The organism is Pseudomonas qingdaonensis, assembly GCF_018398475.1.
Taxonomy (GTDB): Bacteria; Pseudomonadota; Gammaproteobacteria; order Pseudomonadales; family Pseudomonadaceae; genus Aquipseudomonas; species Aquipseudomonas palmensis.
In genome coordinates, this window is sequence record NZ_CP074676.1 from 2,920,676 (window position 1) to 2,940,719 (window position 20,044).

A 20,044-nucleotide genomic window follows, 5' to 3' on the forward strand; every position below is an offset into this window, starting at 1 on the left:
ACCCGCGTCTGCTTTCAAACTGCCAAGGAGATTCCCATGAAGTATCTGCCCCTAGTGCTCGCCGTCGCCCTGTCCCCGGCTTTTGCTGCCGACGACGAACTGGAACCACAGCCGCTGAAGATCAACGGCTGCATCATCCAGCCTGAAAGCCAGTGCCCCGGCGCCAACCTGCAGAACGCCGACCTGAACAACCAGGACATGCGCAAGATGAACCTGGCCGGTGCCGACCTGCGTGGCGCCAACCTGCGTCACGCCAAGCTCGACCTGGCCAACCTGGAGAAAGCCAACCTGCAAGGCGCCAACCTCACCCGTGCCAGCCTGCAGCAAACCAACCTGCGCGTGGCCAACTTCACCGATGCCACGCTGATCGCGGTCCAGGCCTGGGGCATGTACGCCCAGGGCGCCAACTTCAATGGTGCCAACCTCAGCGCCGCCTACCTGGAGTTTGCCCGCCTGTCCGGCGCCAAGCTGCACAATACCAACCTGCAAGCCGCCGACCTGGAAATGACCTGGCTGAGCAGGGCCGACCTTGTGGGGGCGAACCTGGCCGATGCCAACCTGCAGGAAGCCAAGTTCGGTGAAAGCAACCTGGAGAAAGCCGACCTGCGCGGCACTCGCCAGCACTACGCCAACTTCCAGGACAGCAACATGGAAGGCTGCCAGGGTTGCCCGAGCACCTGGGACTAGGTGCCTGCGTACACAGCCTACGCCGCTATACGCAGCAGGCCGGCTTCGATTGCCAGGTGCACCAGTTCGGCATGGGAGCTGACCTGCAGCTTGCTCTTGAGCAAGGTCAGGTAGTTGGAGACGGTCTTGGCGCTGATGCACAGCTGCTGGGCTATCAACCGGGTCGGCGTGCCCTTGGCCAGCATCAGGAAGATTTCGATCTCGCGCTGGGTCAGCCCCTGCAGCCGAGCATTGCCGCCACCCTGCCCCGGGTGCGGCTGGCAGGCCAGCTGGGTGGCCAGCGGTTGCTCGATGTAGGCATGCCCCGCCAGTACCCGGCGCACGGCTTCAAGCACCACCGCCGGCGCTGCCGCCTTGGACAGAAACCCGCAGGCCCCCGCGTCCAGTGCCTGGCGAACCAGGCCCAGCTCGGTGTGTTCGCTGAAAAACAGCACACGCAGTTGCGGCAGGCGCTGACGCAGGCGCCGGGTGGTTTCCAGGCCGCTGATGCCGGGCAGGTCGAAGTCCATGATCACCAGGCCGGGCAGTTCCTCCTGCACCTGCTGCAGGGCCTCCTCGCCGCTGCCGGCCTCGCGAACTGGCAGGCCATTGAGCCCTTCGCCCAGAAAGTGGGCCAGGCCCAGGCGGATCATCGGGTGGTCGTCGACCAGCAAGATGCCCATCGCGCAGTACTCCTGTAGTGGCTATACCCCATGCTAGAGCCGCTGGCGAGCACGGCCGCTACTACTTTGGTACTGCCCGCGCTGTCGATGGTCGCATTCACAAAGCGCCAGTACTGGCCTGTAATACCAGGCATAACAAAAACGAGACTGCCGACCATGCTGCTGCGTGCCTTGTTCGCTTCTGCCTGCCTGACCCTGGCGCTGCCCGCCAGCGCCGACACGGCGCTGTTCACTGCCGACGGCTACCGCGCCACCCTGTACCGCAGCCCTACCCCCCATCAGGCGCCGCCGGCGCAGACCCTCGACACCGCGCAGCTGCAGGCCCTGCTGCAACAGCAGCCACCGCCGTTGCTGATCGACGTGTACAAGCGCCCCTGGCTGCATGGCCGGTTCATCGACAGCGAGCCGCATGCCAACCTCCCCCACAGCCACTGGCTGGCCAACACCGGCGATGGCCAGCTGGACGACGCCTGGGCCCGCTATTTCAGCCGCCACTTGCAACGCCTGAGCCATGGCGACAAGCAGCGCGCCATCGTCTTCTACTGTCGCTCCGATTGCTGGCTGAGCTGGAATGCGGTCAAGCGCGCCGATGCACTGGGCTACACGCGGCTGTACTGGTACCGTGATGGCCTGGATGCCTGGGAGAATGCCGGGCTGCCGGTACACCCCGCGACACCCGAAGCGTTCCCCTGACTACTGTCTGCCTAGCGGTCAACCACAACAATAAGGTGCAAAGCCATGTACAAGATTCTGATCGCCGACGACCACCCGCTGTTTCGCGAAGCGATCCACAACGTCATCACTGACGGCTTCCCTGGCAGCGAGGTCATGGAAACCGCCGACCTGGACAGCGCCCTTAGCCTGACCGGCCAGCATGATGACCTGGACCTGATCCTGCTGGACCTGAACATGCCCGGCATGCATGGCCTTGGCGGGCTGATCAACCTGCGCAACGAGGCGCCGACGATTCCGGTGGTGATCGTCTCGGCCGAGCAGGACAAACAGGTGGTGCTGCAGGCAATCACCTATGGCGCGGTGGGGTTCATCACCAAGTCGTCGCCGCGCTCGCAGATGACCGATGCCATCGAGCAGATCCTCAACGGCAACGTGTACCTGCCGCCCGACATCATCCGCACGCAAAAAAGCACCGGCCGGCGCAACCAGAGCGAGCATGCAGGCTTTGCCCCGGAGCTGCTGCAGGCGCTCACCCGCAAGCAGTTGCTGGTGCTCGAGCGCATGACCAAGGGGGAGTCGAACAAGCAGATCGCCTACAACCTGGATATCGCCGAGACCACGGTCAAGGCCCATGTCTCGGCGATTCTGCGCAAGCTCAACGTGCACAACCGGGTGCAGGCGATTCTCAGTGCCGGCGATATCGACTTTACCGCCTATCTGCGGCGCTGATCAGCCGGCGCCGGGTAGCGCAAGGGTCTTGCCGCTGCCCACCGGCCCCATCGACAACAGGGTTTCGGCCAGGGTCATGGGAACGATCATGTCCTTGGCGTTCTGCGCCTTGTAGTTGATGTCGGCATCGATGTGCTGTTGCACCTGCGCCGCATAGTCGGCCGGATATTGAGCCTTCTCGATTGCCGGCAGGCTGTTGTAGTGAGCCTGCACTTGCTTGAAGAAGTCCGTCATGCGGCCGGTGGTGTTGTATTCCTGTTGCGCCTTGTCGCTGACCTCGCGACGCCATGCCTGCTCCTGGCGGGTGGACTCCTCGAACGCGGCGCGCCGTTCGTTGACCGTGAAGGTGCCGCTGTCATCGTAGGTGATCAGCGCCAGCTGCTCGCGCGACAGGCCGGCGAACGGGTTTTCAACGGTCTTGCTGCCCACGGTCAGCGTCGCGTTCACGAACGCAGTGGCCTGTTCGGCCCGGGCCAGCAGCTCGGGGTCATCGGTGGCCGGTACTTCCTTGTCGTGGGCGGCCTTGTTGGCCGAATACGCAGCGCCGGTAATCTTGTCGAGCAGCGACCTGGCCAACGCACCGAGTGCCGAATGGCTCAGGCCGGTATCGCGCTCGCTGGCACGGGTGGCACTTGCGGCCAGTTGACGGGCCAGGTTGGAGACACTGCTGGTATCCTGCCCGGCGTAGGCATTCAGGGCCCTGGCGCTGCTGCTGTTGCCATGGTTGATGCCAAGGCTGGTAGGGAGGGGGCTTGCACCGGTGGTGCGGGTGGTAATGGCCGATGTGTAGTCGTTCACATGCATCGGGAGACTCCATGTGGTGGTATGCACGTCTGTGCGGCGTGCGCTGACAACGCTCCGGTGCCAGCAATCGGGCGCAAGCCTAACGCCATTTGCCGGTTGCATCCAGTTGCGCGCCTGAAGTAAGCTCGGGCAATCAACTGGAGCACAGCATGTCGTCTATTTCCCTCACTCAAGCACTGCACACAGGTCGCGTATCGCACCTGGCGGCTGTGCCTGCGTGCGCGGCACTGCCTGCCAGCGGCTTTTATTTTGGGTATTGGTTTAGCCACAGGCGCCGCTGATACCCACACCGGCGCCCACTCCTAGGGCCGCCGAACACGAGAATACTCAACCCCCGGTCGGCCCTGCCCACCGGGGGTTTTGTTTTGGGCGCCGTACACCACCGACATCGATGAGGATTGCAGCATGAACCACAGCACCTATTACCGTTACCAAAGCCTTGCCTGGCGATTTAGCCACTGCCGTTCGGGCCAGCCAGCCGCCTCCGACCGGTCCAGTACAGGTGGCACGCAAACACCGACACGAAATCGAACATCTCGCTAGGGCCGAAGGCGCGGGACCGAACCCGCCTTCCGCCCAAGGAAACCCGACCATGCAAGCGTCCACCCAAGCCCTGAACCTGTCCCAACCCCAGGCTGTCGCAGCCAACAGTAGCCTCAACCTGCGCCTGCCCAGCCCGTTTCAGCTCAAGCAGCAACTGCCCTTGTCCAGCGCCCTTGGCGGCCAGGTCGAGCGCCACCGCCAGGCGGTGAAGGCGATTCTCGACGGCGAGGATGATCGCCTGCTGGTGATTGTCGGCCCCTGCTCGCTGCACGACCCCCACGCTGCCCTCGAATACGCCGAACGCCTGGCTGCCCTCTCCCGCCAGGTTGATGACCAGTTGTTGCTGGTGATGCGTGCCTATGTCGAAAAGCCTCGCACCACGGTGGGCTGGAAAGGCCTGGCATACGACCCGCACCTGGATGGCAGCGATGACATGCAGGGTGGCCTTGCGCTGTCTCGCCAGCTGATGCTGGGCATGCTCGAACGGGGCCTGCCGGTGGCCACCGAACTGCTGCAGCCGATGGCAGCAGGCTACTTCGATGACCTGCTGAGCTGGGCGGCCATCGGTGCACGCACCACCGAATCGCAGATTCACCGCGAGATGGTCAGCGGCCTGGGGCTGCCGGTCGGATTCAAGAATGGCACCGACGGCGGCGTGGGTATCGCCTGCGACGCCATCCGCAGTGCCGCGCATGCCCACCGCCACTTCGGGCTGGATGCCCAGGGGCATCCAGCGATCGTCGAGACCCTTGGCAATCCTGATACCCACCTGGTGCTGCGCGGCGGCCACCAGGGCCCCAACTACGATGCCGCCAGCCTGGAGCAGGCACGCCAGGGCCTGCACAAGGCCGGCATCCGCCCACGTCTGATGGTGGACTGCAGCCATGCCAACAGCGGCAAGGACCCACTGCGCCAACCTCAAGTGTTCAATCAGGTGCTGCAGCAACGCTTGCAGGGTGACCGCTCGATCATCGGCATGATGCTCGAAAGCCATTTGTTCGAGGGTTGCCAGGCACTGGGCAAGGCCCCCCTGCGCTACGGTGTATCGATCACCGATGGCTGCCTGGGCTGGGGGGCCACAGAAGCCTTGTTGAGCGAAGCGGCCACTAGCCAACGCGGGTAGACACCTGTCGCCCCGACGAGGGCGCCTCGGCGCCCCTCACATAGGCAGAATGTTAAGGGGCAGGCAGGTCAGACGTTCTGGTCCTGCCGTTCCAGCTTGCCCAGGGGCAGTGGGTTGGCCGCTGTCGCGTCGATTACCGAAGGGCCTGATCGTTCGGGTCGTAGATGAATAGGCGTCCATCTGTGGGCATCGGGCGCAACTGAAGCAACGGCAAGGTACGGCCCGTATCGGCGAAGTAGTCGGTCTGGAACCGCTTGCCACCTGCCAGGCCATCGCCCGCAAAGTAACTGGCCCTGCTGTAGAGCAGCGCCTCAAGCGGCAATCCAAGCGGCGCACCGGCGGGCCAGGCCGCTACAACCATTTCATTCCAGCCAAGGCCATCGTTGAGCTGTTGGCGGATCTCGTTGGCCACCCGAAATTGTTGCGCCGCCGGGGAGAACCAACAACCTGAGTATGGGCTGCCACGGAAGCGCGCCAACCATGCCGCTGCCGAATCGATCCCCGCTGAGGCGCAAGAAAGCCGGAAGTCGCACATATCGGCCCGCCCGCCAGTGCTACCATCGAAGGGGTACACGCACCGTAGAGACAAGGGTCTGGTCGCCGGTGCCGCTTCTTCACGTATCACCAGCCCCTGCGCCTTGTAGGTACGCAGCACCTTGCTGTCGGCGCGAAAATAACTGAAGGACACGCCATTGCCGCGTACCGAATTGGAGCTCGGGTTCCACGCACGGAAGTTGCCGACATCGGTCGTGCGCAGCAGTACACCACGGCAGTAGAAGGCGCCCCGATTGCCCCGGCAGGTGTCGTCGCCATTGCCGGTGTCGAGGTAGCGTGTGTTGAGCCGTGCCGCCACCCGGTAGCCATTGTCCAGTTGGTCTTGCTGACTGAAACCGAAGACCTGCCCCTGCGGTTCGCCAAGCTGCAAGCGCAGTAGCGGCAGCCATGTACCGGTGGCCTGGAAGTAATCGCGTTGGCTGCTCTGGGCGCGCAACAGACTGCCGGCTTGCCCGGGGTCATAGAACACGCCCTGGATCGCGAGTTGCCCCGGCGCCTGCGCATTCCAGCCGTTCACCACCACCTCGCCCAGGTTGGCCGCTGGCTGGGTGGCCTGGTACGGCTTGCCGTGGGCCAGCGCCGTAAAGCGATCAAACAGCAAGAACCCCGCGCCCGAGCCCAATGTCGTCGGCACATGGTCTTTGCGCACAAAGATGAAGCGCATGTCGGTGCCTTCGGCGGCGTCAGGCACCCAGAACTTCTCGGCCTGGTTGGGCATCAGCGTGCGCAGCACGATGCCGCTGCAGGCAAAGGCAGGTGCGCGCCCCACGCACTGGGACGCGGTACTGGCGTAGCGCGCATTCAGCAGCGCAGCGGTTTGTGCACCCCCAAGGGCGTACGCTGCACTCTGTACAAGGCACAAGGTGCAGCCCAGGCACAGTGAACGCATCAGGTTCCTCATCGTCGACTCCTTGGCAGCGTGGCTGCGATCAGTGGATACCGGCTTGGATAGCCTGGTTCGTACTCGCCCGCCCCGAGAAGGCAGTGCCAGCAGAGGGTTTCAGGTACGATTGCTCACCTTCACTCCGTAGCTCACCGTGCTGCGGCGCTTGTCGGTCGCAGTGAAGCCCCCTGGTTACCTCCATGCCCTATGCCTTGCGTTGTCACAGGTTCTGGTCCAGGGGGTCGAAGGTGAACACCTGGCCGTTGGCCGCCGTCAGATCGACCCGTAGCACAGGAATGACCTTGCCGGCCTGTTGGTAGTAATCGCGCTGGATGTACCGGGCACCGTTCAGCCCGCCACTGCCACGGATAAGGAATGCAGCCTCGAGTGTGAGCTGCGGGCCGATGTTCTGCGGCCAGGACGCGATGATGATTTCGTTCCAGGCGCCGCCATGGGCACGCACTTCGATACTCAACTCGAAGGCCGCAGCACTGGGGTCGAAGGCGCAACTGCTGAAGGGGTTGGCGCCATAGCGGCTGCGCCAGGCGCTGACACTGTTGATGTTCTGCGAGGCGCAGCTGGCCCGGCAGCTGTTGGGGATGACACTGCTACTGGCATTGGCCGGGTAGGCACAGCGCATTACCAGTGTATGGCGTGCGGGTGCTGCAAGCTCGCGGTAGATGAGCCCTTCGGTACCGGCCAGGCGCTGCGTACCGACATCGCTACGTATGTAGGAGAACGACACGCCGTTGCGTGTCACGGAGTTGCTGCTGGGGTTCCATGCGTGAAAACCGGAGGCGCCATTCACTGCACGGATCAGCACCCCGCGACAGTAGGCGGCTGCCTGCCCGTCGCGGCATTCGCTCAAGGCATCCCGATAGCGGTGCTCAAGGCGCTCGGCCACGCGCCTGCCATTGTAGAGCTGCTCTTGCTGCGCGAAGCCGAACACCTGTGCCTGCGGATCGCCAGGCGCAATCCGCAGGATCGGCACCCAGAGGCCGGTGGCCTGGTAATAGGCCAACTGATTGCGCTGAGCGCAGCGCAGGCCCCCGGCCTGCGCGCTGTCATGGAACAGTGCCTGGATGGCAAGCTGCGCCGGCGCCTGTGCCTGCCAGCCAGACACCAGGACCGCCCCGGGCGATACCGTGTCTTGCACAGCCTGAAAAGCCTTGCCAAGCGCTGCTGCGCTCAGACCATCGAACAGCAGGTAGCCGCACCCGAGCGCCAGGCCCGCCATGCTGCGGTCGTTGCGCAGGAAGACAAAGCGCAGGTCGCTGCCGGCAACGTCCTTGAGCGCCCAGAAATCTGCGTTCGCACTCTGCGGTACGCTGCGCACCAGTACGCCGCTGCAGGCGAAGGCAGGACTTCTGCCCACGCACTGTTCGGGCGTGCTGGTGAAGCGTGCATTGAGCCACTGCGCCGTGCGGGTGCCTTCCTGCGCGTGCACCGGCGCAAGGCAGGCGCACAGTGCCAGCACACCGCACAGTCTCAAGATGCCCATGTGTGCGCGCCTCATTTGAGCTGCTGCACAGCGGGGTCATAGGTGAAGGGCTGCCGATTGGCGGCCTGCACGTCCAGTTTGACCAGCGGTAGCCAGCGGCTGGTCTCCTTGAAGTAGTCCTGCTGGAACGACTGCCCCCCGGCCAGGCCGTTGGTACCCCCCACCTGCCCCAGGTAATGCGCAGTGGCGCTGAAGAAGAACGCTTCGATCGGCAATTGCGCTGCAATGTCCTGCGGCCAGGTAGGGACCATGATTTCATTCCAACCGGTTAGCCCCGGGACTTTCTGGCGAATCTCGACCATCAGTTGCAAGGCCGTGGCGTCGGCGCGGAACGCACAGCTTCTGAACCGATTCCCAGCAGTGGAGGCGGACCAGGTGGCGACGCTGTTCACCGGCGGTTGTTTTTCGTCGCACCAGCCACGAAAGGTGCAGGTGTTGGTTGATACCGCATCGTGCGTGGCGCCGTCGGCGACGTACAGGCATGCGGCAGGCAGGGTGTGTACTACAGGGGCGGCGGTTTCGCGAATCAGATAGCCTTGCGGCCACACCACCACGTTGATGGCCATGTCACTGCGCAGGTAGCTGAAGGACACGCCGCCGTTCTTCAGCGCACGGGGGGCCGGATTCCAGGCCTTGAAGTTGCCCGTGCCTGTCGAGCGCAACAGCACCCCGTTGCAATCGAACCCGGAGCGGCCGCTGATACAGCCAGGCCGGGTGTCGGCGTAACGCTGGTTGAGGCGCCGGGTGACCCTGTAGCCATTGTCCAGTTGGTCCTGCTGGCTGAAACCGAACACCAGACCATTGCCATCGCCCAGGTGCAGGCGCACCACCGGCAACCACTGGGCCGTGGCGTCGAAGTAGGCGCGCTGGCTGCGTTGGGCTGCCGCCAGGGCACCGGCCCGGGTGACGTCGTAGAAGATGGCCTGGATGGGCAATTGCGCGGGCACCTGGGCATTCCAGGTACTGACCACCACGCCACCGGCACTGCTGTCGGCCTGATACGGCCTGCCCAGGCCCACGGCCGTCAGCCGGTCGAACAGCACGAACCCCGAAGGTGCTGCCAGCCCGTCAAGGGCGCGGTCCTTGCGCAGAAAAACCAGTTGCGCGGCATCGTCTTTCTTCCAGAACGTTTCGACGTCGCTGGCTGGCACTGCGCGCAGCAACACGCCGCTGCAGGCAAAGGCCGGTGCGCGTCCTACGCACTGTGCCGGTGTGCTGCTGTAGCGCGCATTCAACTGCATCGCTACCTGCGGGCTCCCGACGGCATGGGCGCTGCCCAGCAAAACGCACAATGCGATGCCACAAATCAGTTTGCTCGCAACGTTCATACAGGTCGCCTCCCATGGCGCGCCGCTGTTCAACGAATGCCGGCCGGGTAGCCCAGCTCATACTCTGTCGTGACTTCGGAACTGACCAGGTTGTCGTAGAGGTCCAGGTACACGGCCGTCTGTGCGCCCAACCCTATGCCCCACACCCGGTACGGAGCCAGGTTCAGTGCCTCGGCGAGGCTGTTGGCCGGCGATGGGTAGAGCCGTGCCAGCGCCTCGAAATCCTCGTTGCTCGGCAGGGTGTAGCCCTCGTCGCGGGCCTTGGCCTGCGCCTGTGCCCAGGTGGATCGATACGCCGAGCTGAGCAGGCGCAGCTCACGCACGCCGCGCACACTGAGCACGTAGCTGGAACTGGCCCCTGCCGCGTTCTGCGCAGTGACGGTGATGTCGCCATTGCCCCATACCGAGACCTGTCCATCGGGATCGACCCTGGCAATGCCCGTGTTGTCCACGCTATAGCCGGTGGCCCCTGGCTGTGCACGGGTGTAGCGGGCATAGTCGGGGATGGTCGGTGGCGTCCTGGCCAGGTTGTGCTCGTCGAAGAACACGACATAGCGTCGGCTGGCCAGGTTGAGTGCCTGTGCAGCAGTGAAGCCTTCCTTGATCAGCAGGGTGACCACGCCCGATCTGCGCGGCGCCGAGCGCGGCGCCTGCGCGGTGTAGTAGACCTGCAGGGTCTTGCCGACATTGGCGTCGACATAGCGCTTTTCGATCGGCAAGGTGACGGGTTTGCCGGCATTGCGCGCCGCGATCGGCCAACTGATCGTGGTGATCGCCTGGCCTTGCGCATCGGCAAGGTAGATCGTCAAGGTGGTCTGGAACGCCAGTACTACCGCGTTATTGTTATCAACCCCCTGGACGGTGATGTTCAGCCCCGTGGCCGGTACCTTTTCAGGGTCCAGCTCGGCGCCCTGCAAGGCTGCCACTTCGGGCAGGCGAAGGGTGGGGTCCGGAGGTTGGGTAGTGTCTGCATGCGCATTGAACATGCTCGCGCAAACGCATAACACCAGTGCCGCATAGGTACGTCTGATTGCGTCCATCAACGGTTGCTCCTGCCGTGGAGTCAGTGGGGCTGGCTGATGCCCATCGCGTAGCCTTTCTGGCTTGGGCTGGCACTGCTTACCTGCAGCGTTGCCAGGTCCAGGTAGGTGGGCGAGCCGTTCGTATCAGTAGCACCCAGAAAGCCTTTTTCCGTCATGTTCGGCAGGCCCAGGTTCTGCGCCTTCAGATAGCCCGCGAGGTCGTCTTTTGCCGCCGCGTACACAGCGCTGAAGCGACTGAAGTCGTCGGCTGTAGGCACGTCCAGGCCATAGCTGGTGGCGGCTAGTGCGGCGCCTGGGGCCTGCAGCTCGTGGTCGTAGCTCAACAGGTACAACCCCCTGACCCCTCGGACCGTCAGTGTGTAGCTGCCGATCGAGGCACCGGCAGCGTCCAGTGCGGTAATGGTGACCGGCGGATCCTCTGCATTGCCCAGCAGGCTGACCTTGCCGCTGCTGTCGACACGGGCAACGTTGATGTCGCTGCTTTCGTAGTTGACGGCCTGTGCGTTGGTGCGGGTGAACTGTGCGTAGTCAGGCACTTCTGGCGGCGGGCTGGGCACCTCGGCGGCGGTGCGGAACACGATGTAGTTGCGGCCGCTGAGGTCGACTGTCAGGGGCGCAGCGAAGTTCGCCTTGATGGTGAGTGTCAGTACCTGCGACTTCACCCCGTCGACCTCGTAATACACGCGCAGTTGTTGGCCCTCACGGCCAAGCAATATGCTTTTCGCAATATTTTCCCACACCGCCAGTCGGTCGTTGTTCGGGGTGGGCCTTACCTCGTCGTAGAGCACCTTGTTCTGCTCGTCGAGCACAAACAGCTTCAGCACTTTGTTGTGCCAGCTGGCACTTCTTTGTACCTCTGCACGGGTGAATTCACCCACTGTACCGAGGTCGAGTGCCCCTTCGCTGACGTCGTTCATCTTTGGCACGGTGTAGTCGGTCATGTCGTCAAACTCCCGCAGGTAGGCAACCGGCGCCAGGCAGCGCCGATTGCAGGGTCATATCGCTCAAAGGCCTCAGGCGCCTGGCGCGCCAGCCCATTCGCCGTCGGCCTCGGCATTGACATCTACCCGGTGGCCGGTGGTCACCTTGTTGCGCAGCGCCGCCTGCACCGCCGCACTGTCGCCACCGCCCTGCGGTTGGCCCCACGTCACCACGCGCCCGTCTGACGTCAATGCGGCGAAGCCGTTGGAGTTGGCGTACACCGCACGCACATGTTTCAGTTGGTCGGACACCCGGCTGATATCGCCGCCGGCTTCAGAACGCCCCCAGACCGCCACGGTGCCGTCGCTGCACAGGGCGGCGAACGCCCATGCGCTGCCGGTGACCTGAATGACATTGCGCAGGTTGGCCACAGGCTGTGGCACGTTGCCGCCGTTGTTCGCGTTGCCCCAGGCCACCACCGAACCGTTCCTGCGCCGGGCACAGAAGGCATGCCAGGTGCTGGTGACCTCCACGATGTCAGTCAGACCTGCAATTTCTTGCGGCACCGAGCCGCCATGGCTGCCAGCCCCCCAGGCCACTACCTGGCCGGTGGCACGCAAGGCGCTGAATGCCTGGGCCGTAGCCCCCTCAAGGGTGACGATATCGGTCAACTGGGCGATTGCATCCGGTACCGTGCCGCCATATCCGGCATTGCCCCAGGCAACGACACGATTGTTGGTGCGCCGTGCGGCAAAGGCGGCAAAGTTGCCCTTGACGTAGTAGATGTCCTTGAGGTCGGCGATATCGTTGGGCAAGCTGCCGCCGTTGGCGGCACTGCCCCAGGCTACCAGCGAACCGTCGGCACGCTGCGCTGCAAAAGCGCTGCCGGCACCGTAGACAGCGGTGAAATCCGTCAGGTTGAGGATCCCCGGCGGAATGGTCGCGCCCTCGGGCCCCACACCCCAGGCAATGAGGCGGCCGTCGGCTTTGCGTCCGACAAACGCCCTGGCATTGCTGCGCACTTCGACGAAATTTCCGGTTTCACCTTTAGGCATGGAACCGCCCTCGCCCGCCTGGCCCCAGCACTGCACAGTGCCATTGGTCATGCGTGCGGCATACGCGCTGCGCGTGCAACTGACTTCAGCGATGTCGTCGCGGGTCTGCAATGTCGGCGGAATAGCTGCCCCGTAGGCAATACTGCCCCAGCCGACGATATCGCGCTCCCCCCCTGAGCGTTCGTTGCGCAGGGCGACAAACGCTGCACTGCCATTGACCGCGGCGTCGATTCCGTTGCCGATGATGTTGGCCGGGTTGAGCTGCACCTCATCGGTTTGCGTGCGCACGCGCAGCGCCTTCCAGGGCTGCTTGTCCATCCAGGTAGTGCCTGCGGTCCAGGTGGGCTCGTCCAGGTAACGCCATTCGGCGAGGATCGGCTGCAGGCTTTGCGCATTGAATGCGCTCAGAATTCGCGAGGTACTGGAGGCGCGGTAAGTGCTCGCGCCGTAGCGGGCGCCGAAAATACGCAGGTTGCCGCTGCCTATCACACGGTTTACGAAATAGCTGTTGGACGGCGAGCGTTCCTCCGGGCCGCCGCTGCTACGCTGCAGCGTGTATTCGAGCTTGATCGTGGTGCGATTGCTGGCGTTGATCGTGGCATAGGGTACCGACACGTCGAGGGCCTTGCCCTCGTCGCCCGCCGTTACCACGATCGTGCGGTTGAAGTTGCCTGCCGGCAGCTCGCTGTACACCCGTACGGTCACCCTGTCACCGCGCAGCAATCTGGCCACGGTGTCGATCCGATACGTTGCACCATTGCGTACATCGTCCGGGTTCAGCTGGTTGTTGGCGGTCGCCTGCACGAATATCGGCAGCGGCAGCGCCGCACGCTGTACCCGCAGCGTGACGGTGCCGGACGTCTGCTCGCGGCCATCGAAGCGGTACACCACGTACTTGACCCGTACATTGGCATCGATGTTGGCCAGTACGAACCGTGCATCGATAGACTGCTTAAGCTCACGTGTCTGATCTTCCAGTATGTACAGGGTGACGCTCGTCGAGCCTTGGGGGGCATCGCCATCCCAGAGCAGTTCCACTTCATCGCCAAGTTTGAGCTGGGCCTCGGCTGGGATCGTGACCACTGCATCGCCCACAGGGCGCAGCGTGCCATTGACCGCGCCCTCCACCACCGGGTCGGGCAGCAGGAACTGGCGCTCTTTGCGACGCAACGAAAGCATGGCAGACACGCGAGTCGGCTGGCGGTCTTCGATGACCTGGTAGTACACATCGGCTGCCACTGTCAGGTAGTTGCTCCATTTGGCGTGCTCGAAGGTGAACGTCACTTGCTTGTCGAGATTGTTCTTGGTCACCTTCATCAGATCGTCGAAGAAGGTACCGCCCGCGTCGGACCACACCACCCTGATGGTCTGGTCGAGTTTCATTCCGGTGTACGGCTCGATGATCACATCGACGCTGGCGAGGACATCAGGATCCAGTTCACCGTCTTGTGCCTGCGGGCAACGGGGTGCCGGCAGTTCCAACTGCGCCACGCCCACTTGCAGCGTGAGAGCCTGTGATTCCAGAGGGCGCCCCAGGCCCTGCCGGCTTACGGTGTAGCTGACTTCGAGCGAACCGCCGCTGAGCGGCTGAATGTTCTGCGGCCCGTTCACGGCAAACGAGATGTCTTTTCCTGCGCTGGCGCTGGTGACCGTTTTGGCGTCCTTGTAGAGCAACGTGCTGCCATCGGAACCGGTGCCTCGCCAGGTGATCTCGATGAAGTCGTCCTTCTCCAGCTGGGCCGCTGCCGGTACCACCACGGTCGCCGTTGCCAGTGTGGCCTCCAGCACGCCGTCGACCGCTTCGGTCACTTGCGGGCTTGGCAGCTTGACGGCGGCGCCGATAAAGTTTGCACCCACACGCCGGGAGGTCTGTTCCTTGCCATTGACAGGCTTTCGGGTGAACCAGGTTCTGCCAAAACCCCGCGCCAGCATCTGCACGTGGGCATAGGGAATCTTGAATACCAATATCCGGGGGCTGCTCAACGTTTGCGAGTACTTCAGGGCAATGATCTGGCCTTGCGCCGTGGTGCCTACCCAGTACAGGGTAATCTCATCCCTTGCCTTGAAGCCGAACACCGACAGCGCCGCCACTTGTACTTCCAGGCCATCTTGCGCCACCAGCGCCACATCGATCGGGTCGCCCTCCACGGCTTGCGAGTCTGGGTTGACGATGATGGGCGGCAACAGTTTGTTGGGGTCGATCGATACCTCGATGTAACCGCGCAATGACCAGTCGCTTGCGGGATTGAACACTTCGTCCCAGATCCAGTACACAAGCACCAGCTTTTCGCTGTCGCCGGCCTCGTAGATGAGCTCGGCATCCACCTCGATGACGAGGTCGTTGCCCACCTCGTCAGGTTGCACGATGTACTCGACGATCGAGCCGCCCCAACTCAGGCGAATGGTGTCGTACTCGCGCATGTTCGGGTACGCCGGTACGGTGACTTCCACGCCATACAGCTCGCCATCAAGGAAGTCCTTGATGTCTTCTTCACCCACCACGCCACCGATTGGAGGGCTGGTCAGAAACGGTGGCAGCAACTTGTAGTGCCCGGCGCGATCGGGTTCAGGGTCGTTTCCGCCGGGGTACTTGAGGCGTGCCAGTACCTTGAGCACCAGCGAAGACTCCTTGTTGGTGGAGCCTGCACGCGTGATCACGTAGTAGAGGTCGTGCACGCCCTCCAGCACCTTTTTGGCCGGGATGTAGGTTTCGATGTTCTGGCCGAGCTGCTCCTCGCGGACACTGACCTTCACCGCCGCGATGTTGCTGGTGCCATAGAACACCTCGATCAGATCCCCCGCCAGCATGTTCGGATACGGCTGCACGAATACCTGCATTCCGCGCACCGAATTGACCATCCCCTTGTTCACGCCAACCTGGGCGCCTTCGGTGTATACCGGGGTGATGTAACCTGGAATGTAGATGCGTCGCAGGGCCAGGGTGCCGGCTGCAAATCCTCCGAATGCCGGCGGCCCTCCCACTATGGCATTGAACAGGTCGATCATCGTTTGCAAGCCCGATTGGGTCCCGGGGACAATCAAGTTGTTCGTCATGAAGTTTTCTCCAATCCAGGAAGCCCGAAAGGTATGAACGGGGGAATGGGCTGGAAATGATTCAAAGGCAAAATGTACGAGGCGCACAACTGACACAAATACCAGGTGCCCGGCCAAGGCACGTGCGCACAGGGGGAGGAAATCGCGCGCCGATTGCGCTAGGCTGCACCTTTACTCACCAGGAGCATTCTCCATGGCAAAAGCCACCGCCCGTCACATCCTTGTCGCCAGCGAAGACAAGTGCAACGAACTCAAGGCACAGATCGAAGCCGGCGCCGACTTCGCCGAAATCGCCAAGGCCAACTCCACCTGCCCCTCCAGCCGCCAGGGCGGTGACCTGGGCTCGTTCGGCCCCGGCCAGATGGTCAAGGAGTTCGACACCGTGGTGTTCAGCGCACCGGTGAACACTGTTCAAGGCCCGGTGAAGACCCAGTTCGGCTATCACCTGCTGGAAGTGACCAGCCGCCAGGACTGATCGGCCTTGGCCGCATCTGCCGGCCGTGTCGAGGGTCGGCCCGCTCCTGTGAGAGCGGGCTTGACCCGCATTGTGCTGTTCGCCCTTGCCCCGCTGCTGTTTCTGCTGCCTCCCTGGCAAACCCTGATCGCCGCCCCCAGCCACGCCCTCACCGTTTATGGTGAAGCCCCCCGCTACCGCGCCTCGTTCAGCCATTTCGACTACGTCAACCCGCAAGCCCCGAAAGGTGGAAGCCTGCGTCGCTCGGCGCTGGAAATCGGCGGCTTCGACCATGTGCTGCCCTACATCGACGAGGGCACCGGGGTCAGCGAGGTGGACGGCTGGCTGTATTCACCGCTGGCCATTCGGTCACTGGACGAGCCCTATACCGTGTACGGCCTGATCGCGCAAAAGCTCGAGCGCAGCGCCGATGGGCTGTGGCTGCGCTTCTACATCGACCCGCGTGCGCGTTTTGCCGATGGCCGGCCAGTGCGTGCCGAGGATGTGCGCTTCACCTACCAACTGCTGCTGCGTGAAGGCAATCTCAAGTACCGCACGCAGTTTGCCGACGTGGCTGCTGTGGTGGTCGAGACGCCCCTGCAGGTACGCTTCGACTTCAAGAACAATCAGAACCGTACCCTGGCCCTGGACCTGGCGTCGCTGCCGGTATTGCCCGAGCACGCGCTCGACCAGGATGCATTCACCAACGGCGGCGGCTTCCAGGCGCTGGTGGGTAGCGGCCCGTACCGCATCGCACGGGTCGACAACGGGCGCAGCATCACCTTCGAGCGCAACCGCGACTGGTGGGCACGGGACCTGCCGGTCAATCGTGGGCGCTACAACTTCGACCAGCTGAAGATCGAGTATTTCGGCGACACCGACGTGGCGCGCCAGGTGCTGCGCGGTGGCGGTTACGATTACAACCGCGAGTTCTCCGCCACCGGGTATTCGATCGGCTACAACGGCCCGGCCCTGGACGACGGGCGCCTGCAACGTGCGCACCTGGCCCGAGGGGCGCCGCAGAACGCCCAGGGTTATGTGTTCAACCTGCAGCGCCCGATGTTCCAGGACCGGCGCGTGCGCCAGGCGCTGGGCCTGCTGTGGGATTTCGAATGGAGCAACCGGCAGATGATGCGCAACCTGTACATCCGCCAGCAGAGCTTTTTCGCCAACAGTGCGCTGGCCGCCCGCGCCCTGCCCGACCGCGCAGAGCTCGCCCTGCTCGAACCCCTGCGTGCCCAGGTGCCGGCCGAGGTATTCGACCGGGTGTTCGAGGCGCCGCGCACCGACGGCTCGGGGCTGATCCGTGACAAGCAGCTGCAAGCCCTCGCTCTGCTGCAGCAGGCCGGCTGGCGCCCGCAGGGCGATCAGCTGATCAATGCCCGGGGCGAACCGCTGAGCTTTACCTTCCTCAATGGCCAGTCGGGCCTGGAGCGCCTGCTGCTGCCGTGGAAACGCAACCTGGCGCAGATCGGCATCACCCTGGACATACGCCGCATCGACGCGGCCCAGTACGTCAACCGGCTGATGGCCCGTGACTACGACATGATCGTCACTGGCTACCCGGTGTCGCCCTCGCCCGGGCCGGAGCTTTACAGCTACTTCGGCTCGGCGGCGGCTACCGACCCTGGCTCGAACAACTACATGGCCCTGCAGGACCCGGCGGTGGACAGCCTGATCGACGGCCTGGTCAAGGCCGCGAGCCCGGCCGACATGCTGCGCCATGCCCATGCGCTGGACCGGGTGCTGCAATGGAACTACTACTGGATCCCCAATTACTACCCGCCCGGCGCCTCCACGGTGTGGTGGAACCGCTTCGGCATCCCCAGGGTGCAAGCCAGCAATGACCCGGCGCTGGACACCTGGTGGGAGGTCAGCCCCACCCCGCTGACCACGGCGCAGATGGCCGAGCGCCTGGAGGCTGCGCCATGACTGCGTACATCCTGCGCCGGCTGCTGCTGATACTGCCCACCCTGCTGATCATTGTGCTGGTGAACTTCGTGATCATCCAGGCGGCACCGGGCGGCCCGGTAGAACAGGCCGTGGCGCGCCTGCAGGGTATCGGCGGCGGTGCGCCGGGGGCCGGCAGCGACACGCTGCACAGCGACTCGCGGGCCAGCCGCGGGCTGGACCCCAAACTGCTGGAGACCATCAGACGCCAGTACGGCTTCGACAAGCCGGCCCACGAGCGGCTGTGGCTGATGCTCACTCGCTACGCCCAGCTGGATTTCGGCAGCAGCTTCTTTCGCGGTGCCAAGGTCACCGACCTGATCCTGGACAAGTTGCCGGTCACCCTCTCACTGGGCCTATGGGCCACCCTGATCACCTACCTGGTGTCGATCCCGCTGGGCATTCGCAAGGCCATACGCCACGGCAGCGCTTTCGATGCCTGGAGCAGTGCGCTGATCGTGATCGGCTACGCGCTGCCAGCGTTTCTGTTCGCACTGTTGCTGATCGTGCTGTTTGCCGGTGGGACCTCGCTCAACTGGTTTCCGGTGCGCGGGCTGGTGTCGGAAAACTTTGCCGAGCTGAGCCTGGCCGGCAAGCTGGCCGACTATTTCTGGCACCTGGTGCTGCCGGTGGGCTCGCTGGTGATCGGCGGTTTCGCCACCCTCACCCTGCTGACCAAGAACGCCTTCCTCAACGAGATCACCCGCCAGTACGTGGTCACCGCGCGGGCCAAGGGCCTGAGCGAGCGTCGGGTGCTGTACGGGCATGTGTTTCGCAACGCGATGCTGCTGGTGGTGGCGGGCATTCCCCAGGCGCTGATCACGGTGTTCTTCGCAGGCTCGCTGCTGATCGAAGTGATCTTCTCGCTCGACGGCCTGGGCCGCATGAGCTACGAGGCGGCGGTGTCGCGGGATTACCCGGTGGTGTTCGGTTCGCTGTTCATCTTCACCCTGTTCGGCCTGTTGATCCGCCTGCTGGGCGACCTGTGCTACACCCTGGTCGACCCGCGTATCGACTTTGCCACGAGGCAACACTGATGCGGCGCCTGTCGCCGTTGTCCAGGCGCCGGCTGGCGAATTTTCGGCGCAATCGCCGCGGCTGGTTCTCGCTGTGGGCGTTCGGGCTGCTGTTGCTGCTCAGCCTGGGGGCGGAGCTGGTGGCCAACGACAAGCCGCTGCTGCTGGGCTACCAGGGCAGCCTGTACTTCCCCGTCTTCAAGCGTTACACCGAACAGCAGTTCGGCGGCCAGTTGCCGTTCCAGCCCGACTACCGCAGCCAGTACGTGCGCCAGCTGATCGAGGGCCAGGGTGGCTGGATGCTGTTTGCCCCGATCCCCTTCAGCGCCGACACCCCCAACTACGACCTGCAGGTACCCACCCCCAGCCCACCCACCGCCACCAACTGGCTGGGCACCGACGACCAGGCGCGCGACGTGCTGGCGCGGGTGCTGTACGGCACCCGTGTGTCGATACTGTTCGCCCTGCTGCTGACCGCCATCAGCACCGTGATCGGCGTGGCCGCCGGCGCCCTGCAGGGCTACCACGGCGGCTGGGTGGACCTGATCGGCCAGCGCCTGCTGGAAGTGTGGTCGGGGCTGCCGGTGCTGTACCTGCTGATCATTCTCAGTGGTTTTGTGGAACCCGGCTTCTGGTGGCTGCTGGGAATCATGGCGCTGTTTTCATGGCTGGCACTGGTGGACGTGGTGCGCGCGGAGTTCCTGCGCGGGCGCAACCTGGAATACGTGCAGGCCGCCAGGGCGCTGGGCCTGCCCGACCGGCTGGTGATCGTGCGGCACATTCTGCCCAATGCGATGAACGCCACGCTCACCTACCTTCCGTTCATTCTCACCGGGGCCATCTCGACCCTCACTGCACTGGATTTTCTCGGTTTCGGCATGCCCGCCGGCAGCGCCTCCCTGGGCGAGCTGGTGAACCAGGGCAAACAGAACCTGCAGGCGCCATGGCTGGGGTTTACCGCATTCTTCACCCTGGCGTTGATCCTTTCGCTGCTGGTGTTCATCGGCGACGCATTGCGCGAGGCGTTCGATCCACGGGCATAATCGCAGCCTCATTACGGC

16 protein-coding genes are annotated in these 20,044 nt (G+C 63.9%); 8 read left to right on the top strand and 8 right to left on the bottom strand.

Annotation, left to right across the window (positions count from 1 at the left end):
• Positions 1 to 36: 36 nt before the first annotated feature.
• On the top strand, positions 37 to 687 hold the full coding sequence (locus tag KH389_RS13275; RefSeq protein ID WP_043860161.1) for a pentapeptide repeat-containing protein: 651 nt from the start codon (positions 37 to 39) through the stop codon (positions 685 to 687).
• Positions 688 to 704: 17 nt separating this feature from the next.
• On the opposite strand, the gene KH389_RS13280 is transcribed toward KH389_RS13275, so the two are convergent.
• Positions 705 to 1,349, bottom strand: coding sequence for a response regulator (locus tag KH389_RS13280; protein WP_043860162.1), 645 nt, complete (start codon positions 1,347 to 1,349; stop codon positions 705 to 707).
• Positions 1,350 to 1,505: 156 nt separating this feature from the next.
• Between KH389_RS13280 and KH389_RS13285 the strand changes: the two genes are divergently transcribed.
• Positions 1,506 to 2,042: a PQQ-dependent catabolism-associated CXXCW motif protein gene (locus KH389_RS13285; RefSeq protein WP_213607474.1), complete on the top strand. Its 537-nt coding sequence runs from the start codon at positions 1,506 to 1,508 to the stop codon at positions 2,040 to 2,042.
• Positions 2,043 to 2,087: 45 nt separating this feature from the next.
• Complete coding sequence (locus KH389_RS13290) at positions 2,088 to 2,753, top strand: response regulator transcription factor (RefSeq protein ID WP_043860164.1); 666 nt, start codon at positions 2,088 to 2,090, stop codon at positions 2,751 to 2,753.
• On the opposite strand, the gene KH389_RS13295 is transcribed toward KH389_RS13290, so the two are convergent.
• Positions 2,754 to 3,557 carry a hypothetical protein gene (locus tag KH389_RS13295; protein ID WP_213607475.1) on the bottom strand — a complete coding sequence of 268 codons (804 nt, stop codon included), beginning with the start codon at positions 3,555 to 3,557 and terminating at the stop codon, positions 2,754 to 2,756. It lies immediately after the preceding gene.
• 592 nt (positions 3,558 to 4,149) lie between these two features.
• Between KH389_RS13295 and KH389_RS13300 the strand changes: the two genes are divergently transcribed.
• Positions 4,150 to 5,223, top strand: a complete 1,074-nt coding sequence (locus KH389_RS13300; protein ID WP_043860165.1) for a 3-deoxy-7-phosphoheptulonate synthase — start codon at positions 4,150 to 4,152, stop codon at positions 5,221 to 5,223.
• Positions 5,224 to 5,356: 133 nt separating this feature from the next.
• Here KH389_RS13300 and KH389_RS13305 read toward each other — a convergent pair whose 3' ends face one another.
• The 6 genes from KH389_RS13305 to KH389_RS13330 form a co-directional block, all read right to left on the bottom strand.
• Positions 5,357 to 6,511: a hypothetical protein gene (locus KH389_RS13305; protein WP_213607476.1), complete on the bottom strand. Its 1,155-nt coding sequence runs from the start codon at positions 6,509 to 6,511 to the stop codon at positions 5,357 to 5,359.
• A gap of 370 nt (positions 6,512 to 6,881) precedes the next feature.
• Positions 6,882 to 8,162 (bottom strand): hypothetical protein, encoded by a 1,281-nt coding sequence (locus KH389_RS13310; protein WP_213607477.1) that lies wholly within the window; start codon positions 8,160 to 8,162, stop codon positions 6,882 to 6,884.
• Between the two features lie 11 nt (positions 8,163 to 8,173).
• Positions 8,174 to 9,403, bottom strand: coding sequence for a hypothetical protein (locus tag KH389_RS13315; protein ID WP_213607478.1), 1,230 nt, complete (start codon positions 9,401 to 9,403; stop codon positions 8,174 to 8,176).
• Positions 9,404 to 9,519: 116 nt separating this feature from the next.
• Positions 9,520 to 10,530: a hypothetical protein gene (locus tag KH389_RS13320; RefSeq protein ID WP_213607479.1), complete on the bottom strand. Its 1,011-nt coding sequence runs from the start codon at positions 10,528 to 10,530 to the stop codon at positions 9,520 to 9,522.
• Between the two features lie 23 nt (positions 10,531 to 10,553).
• Complete coding sequence (locus KH389_RS13325; RefSeq protein ID WP_104572440.1) at positions 10,554 to 11,474, bottom strand: hypothetical protein; 921 nt, start codon at positions 11,472 to 11,474, stop codon at positions 10,554 to 10,556.
• 72 nt (positions 11,475 to 11,546) lie between these two features.
• Positions 11,547 to 15,680 carry an RCC1 domain-containing protein gene (locus tag KH389_RS13330; RefSeq protein ID WP_213607480.1) on the bottom strand — a complete coding sequence of 1,378 codons (4,134 nt, stop codon included), beginning with the start codon at positions 15,678 to 15,680 and terminating at the stop codon, positions 11,547 to 11,549.
• Positions 15,681 to 15,756: 76 nt separating this feature from the next.
• On the opposite strand from KH389_RS13330, the gene KH389_RS13335 reads away from it, so the two are divergent.
• From KH389_RS13335 to KH389_RS13350, 4 genes are all read left to right on the top strand, one after another.
• Positions 15,757 to 16,038 carry a peptidylprolyl isomerase gene (locus KH389_RS13335; protein ID WP_043860171.1) on the top strand — a complete coding sequence of 94 codons (282 nt, stop codon included), beginning with the start codon at positions 15,757 to 15,759 and terminating at the stop codon, positions 16,036 to 16,038.
• 69 nt (positions 16,039 to 16,107) lie between these two features.
• Positions 16,108 to 17,949 (top strand): extracellular solute-binding protein, encoded by a 1,842-nt coding sequence (locus KH389_RS13340; RefSeq protein WP_244988726.1) that lies wholly within the window; start codon positions 16,108 to 16,110, stop codon positions 17,947 to 17,949.
• The gene (yejB, locus tag KH389_RS13345) at positions 17,946 to 19,004 is read left to right on the top strand and encodes a microcin C ABC transporter permease YejB (RefSeq protein ID WP_058540166.1); all 1,059 of its coding nucleotides are present in this window, start codon (positions 17,946 to 17,948) and stop codon (positions 19,002 to 19,004) included. The genes KH389_RS13340 and yejB overlap by 4 nt, the downstream gene beginning before the upstream one ends.
• On the top strand, positions 19,004 to 20,026 hold the full coding sequence (locus KH389_RS13350) for an ABC transporter permease (RefSeq protein WP_213607481.1): 1,023 nt from the start codon (positions 19,004 to 19,006) through the stop codon (positions 20,024 to 20,026). Before yejB ends, KH389_RS13350 begins: the two co-directional genes overlap by 1 nt.
• Positions 20,027 to 20,044 lie beyond the last annotated feature (18 nt).

Bases quoted from the DNA above. Each gene is read 5' to 3' on its own strand.
- KH389_RS13275 (WP_043860161.1), top strand. From the start codon at position 37: ATGAAGTATCTGCCCCTAGTGCTCGCCGTCGCCCTGTCCCCGGCTTTT.
- KH389_RS13280 (WP_043860162.1), bottom strand. From the start codon at position 1,349: ATGGGCATCTTGCTGGTCGACGACCACCCGATGATCCGCCTGGGCCTG.
- KH389_RS13285 (WP_213607474.1), top strand. From the start codon at position 1,506: ATGCTGCTGCGTGCCTTGTTCGCTTCTGCCTGCCTGACCCTGGCGCTG.
- KH389_RS13290 (WP_043860164.1), top strand. From the start codon at position 2,088: ATGTACAAGATTCTGATCGCCGACGACCACCCGCTGTTTCGCGAAGCG.
- KH389_RS13295 (WP_213607475.1), bottom strand. From the start codon at position 3,557: ATGCATGTGAACGACTACACATCGGCCATTACCACCCGCACCACCGGT.
- KH389_RS13300 (WP_043860165.1), top strand. From the start codon at position 4,150: ATGCAAGCGTCCACCCAAGCCCTGAACCTGTCCCAACCCCAGGCTGTC.
- KH389_RS13310 (WP_213607477.1), bottom strand. From the start codon at position 8,162: ATGGGCATCTTGAGACTGTGCGGTGTGCTGGCACTGTGCGCCTGCCTT.
- KH389_RS13315 (WP_213607478.1), bottom strand. From the start codon at position 9,403: ATGCAGTTGAATGCGCGCTACAGCAGCACACCGGCACAGTGCGTAGGA.
- KH389_RS13320 (WP_213607479.1), bottom strand. From the start codon at position 10,530: ATGGACGCAATCAGACGTACCTATGCGGCACTGGTGTTATGCGTTTGC.
- KH389_RS13325 (WP_104572440.1), bottom strand. From the start codon at position 11,474: ATGACCGACTACACCGTGCCAAAGATGAACGACGTCAGCGAAGGGGCA.
- KH389_RS13335 (WP_043860171.1), top strand. From the start codon at position 15,757: ATGGCAAAAGCCACCGCCCGTCACATCCTTGTCGCCAGCGAAGACAAG.
- yejB (WP_058540166.1), top strand. From the start codon at position 17,946: ATGACTGCGTACATCCTGCGCCGGCTGCTGCTGATACTGCCCACCCTG.
- KH389_RS13350 (WP_213607481.1), top strand. From the start codon at position 19,004: ATGCGGCGCCTGTCGCCGTTGTCCAGGCGCCGGCTGGCGAATTTTCGG.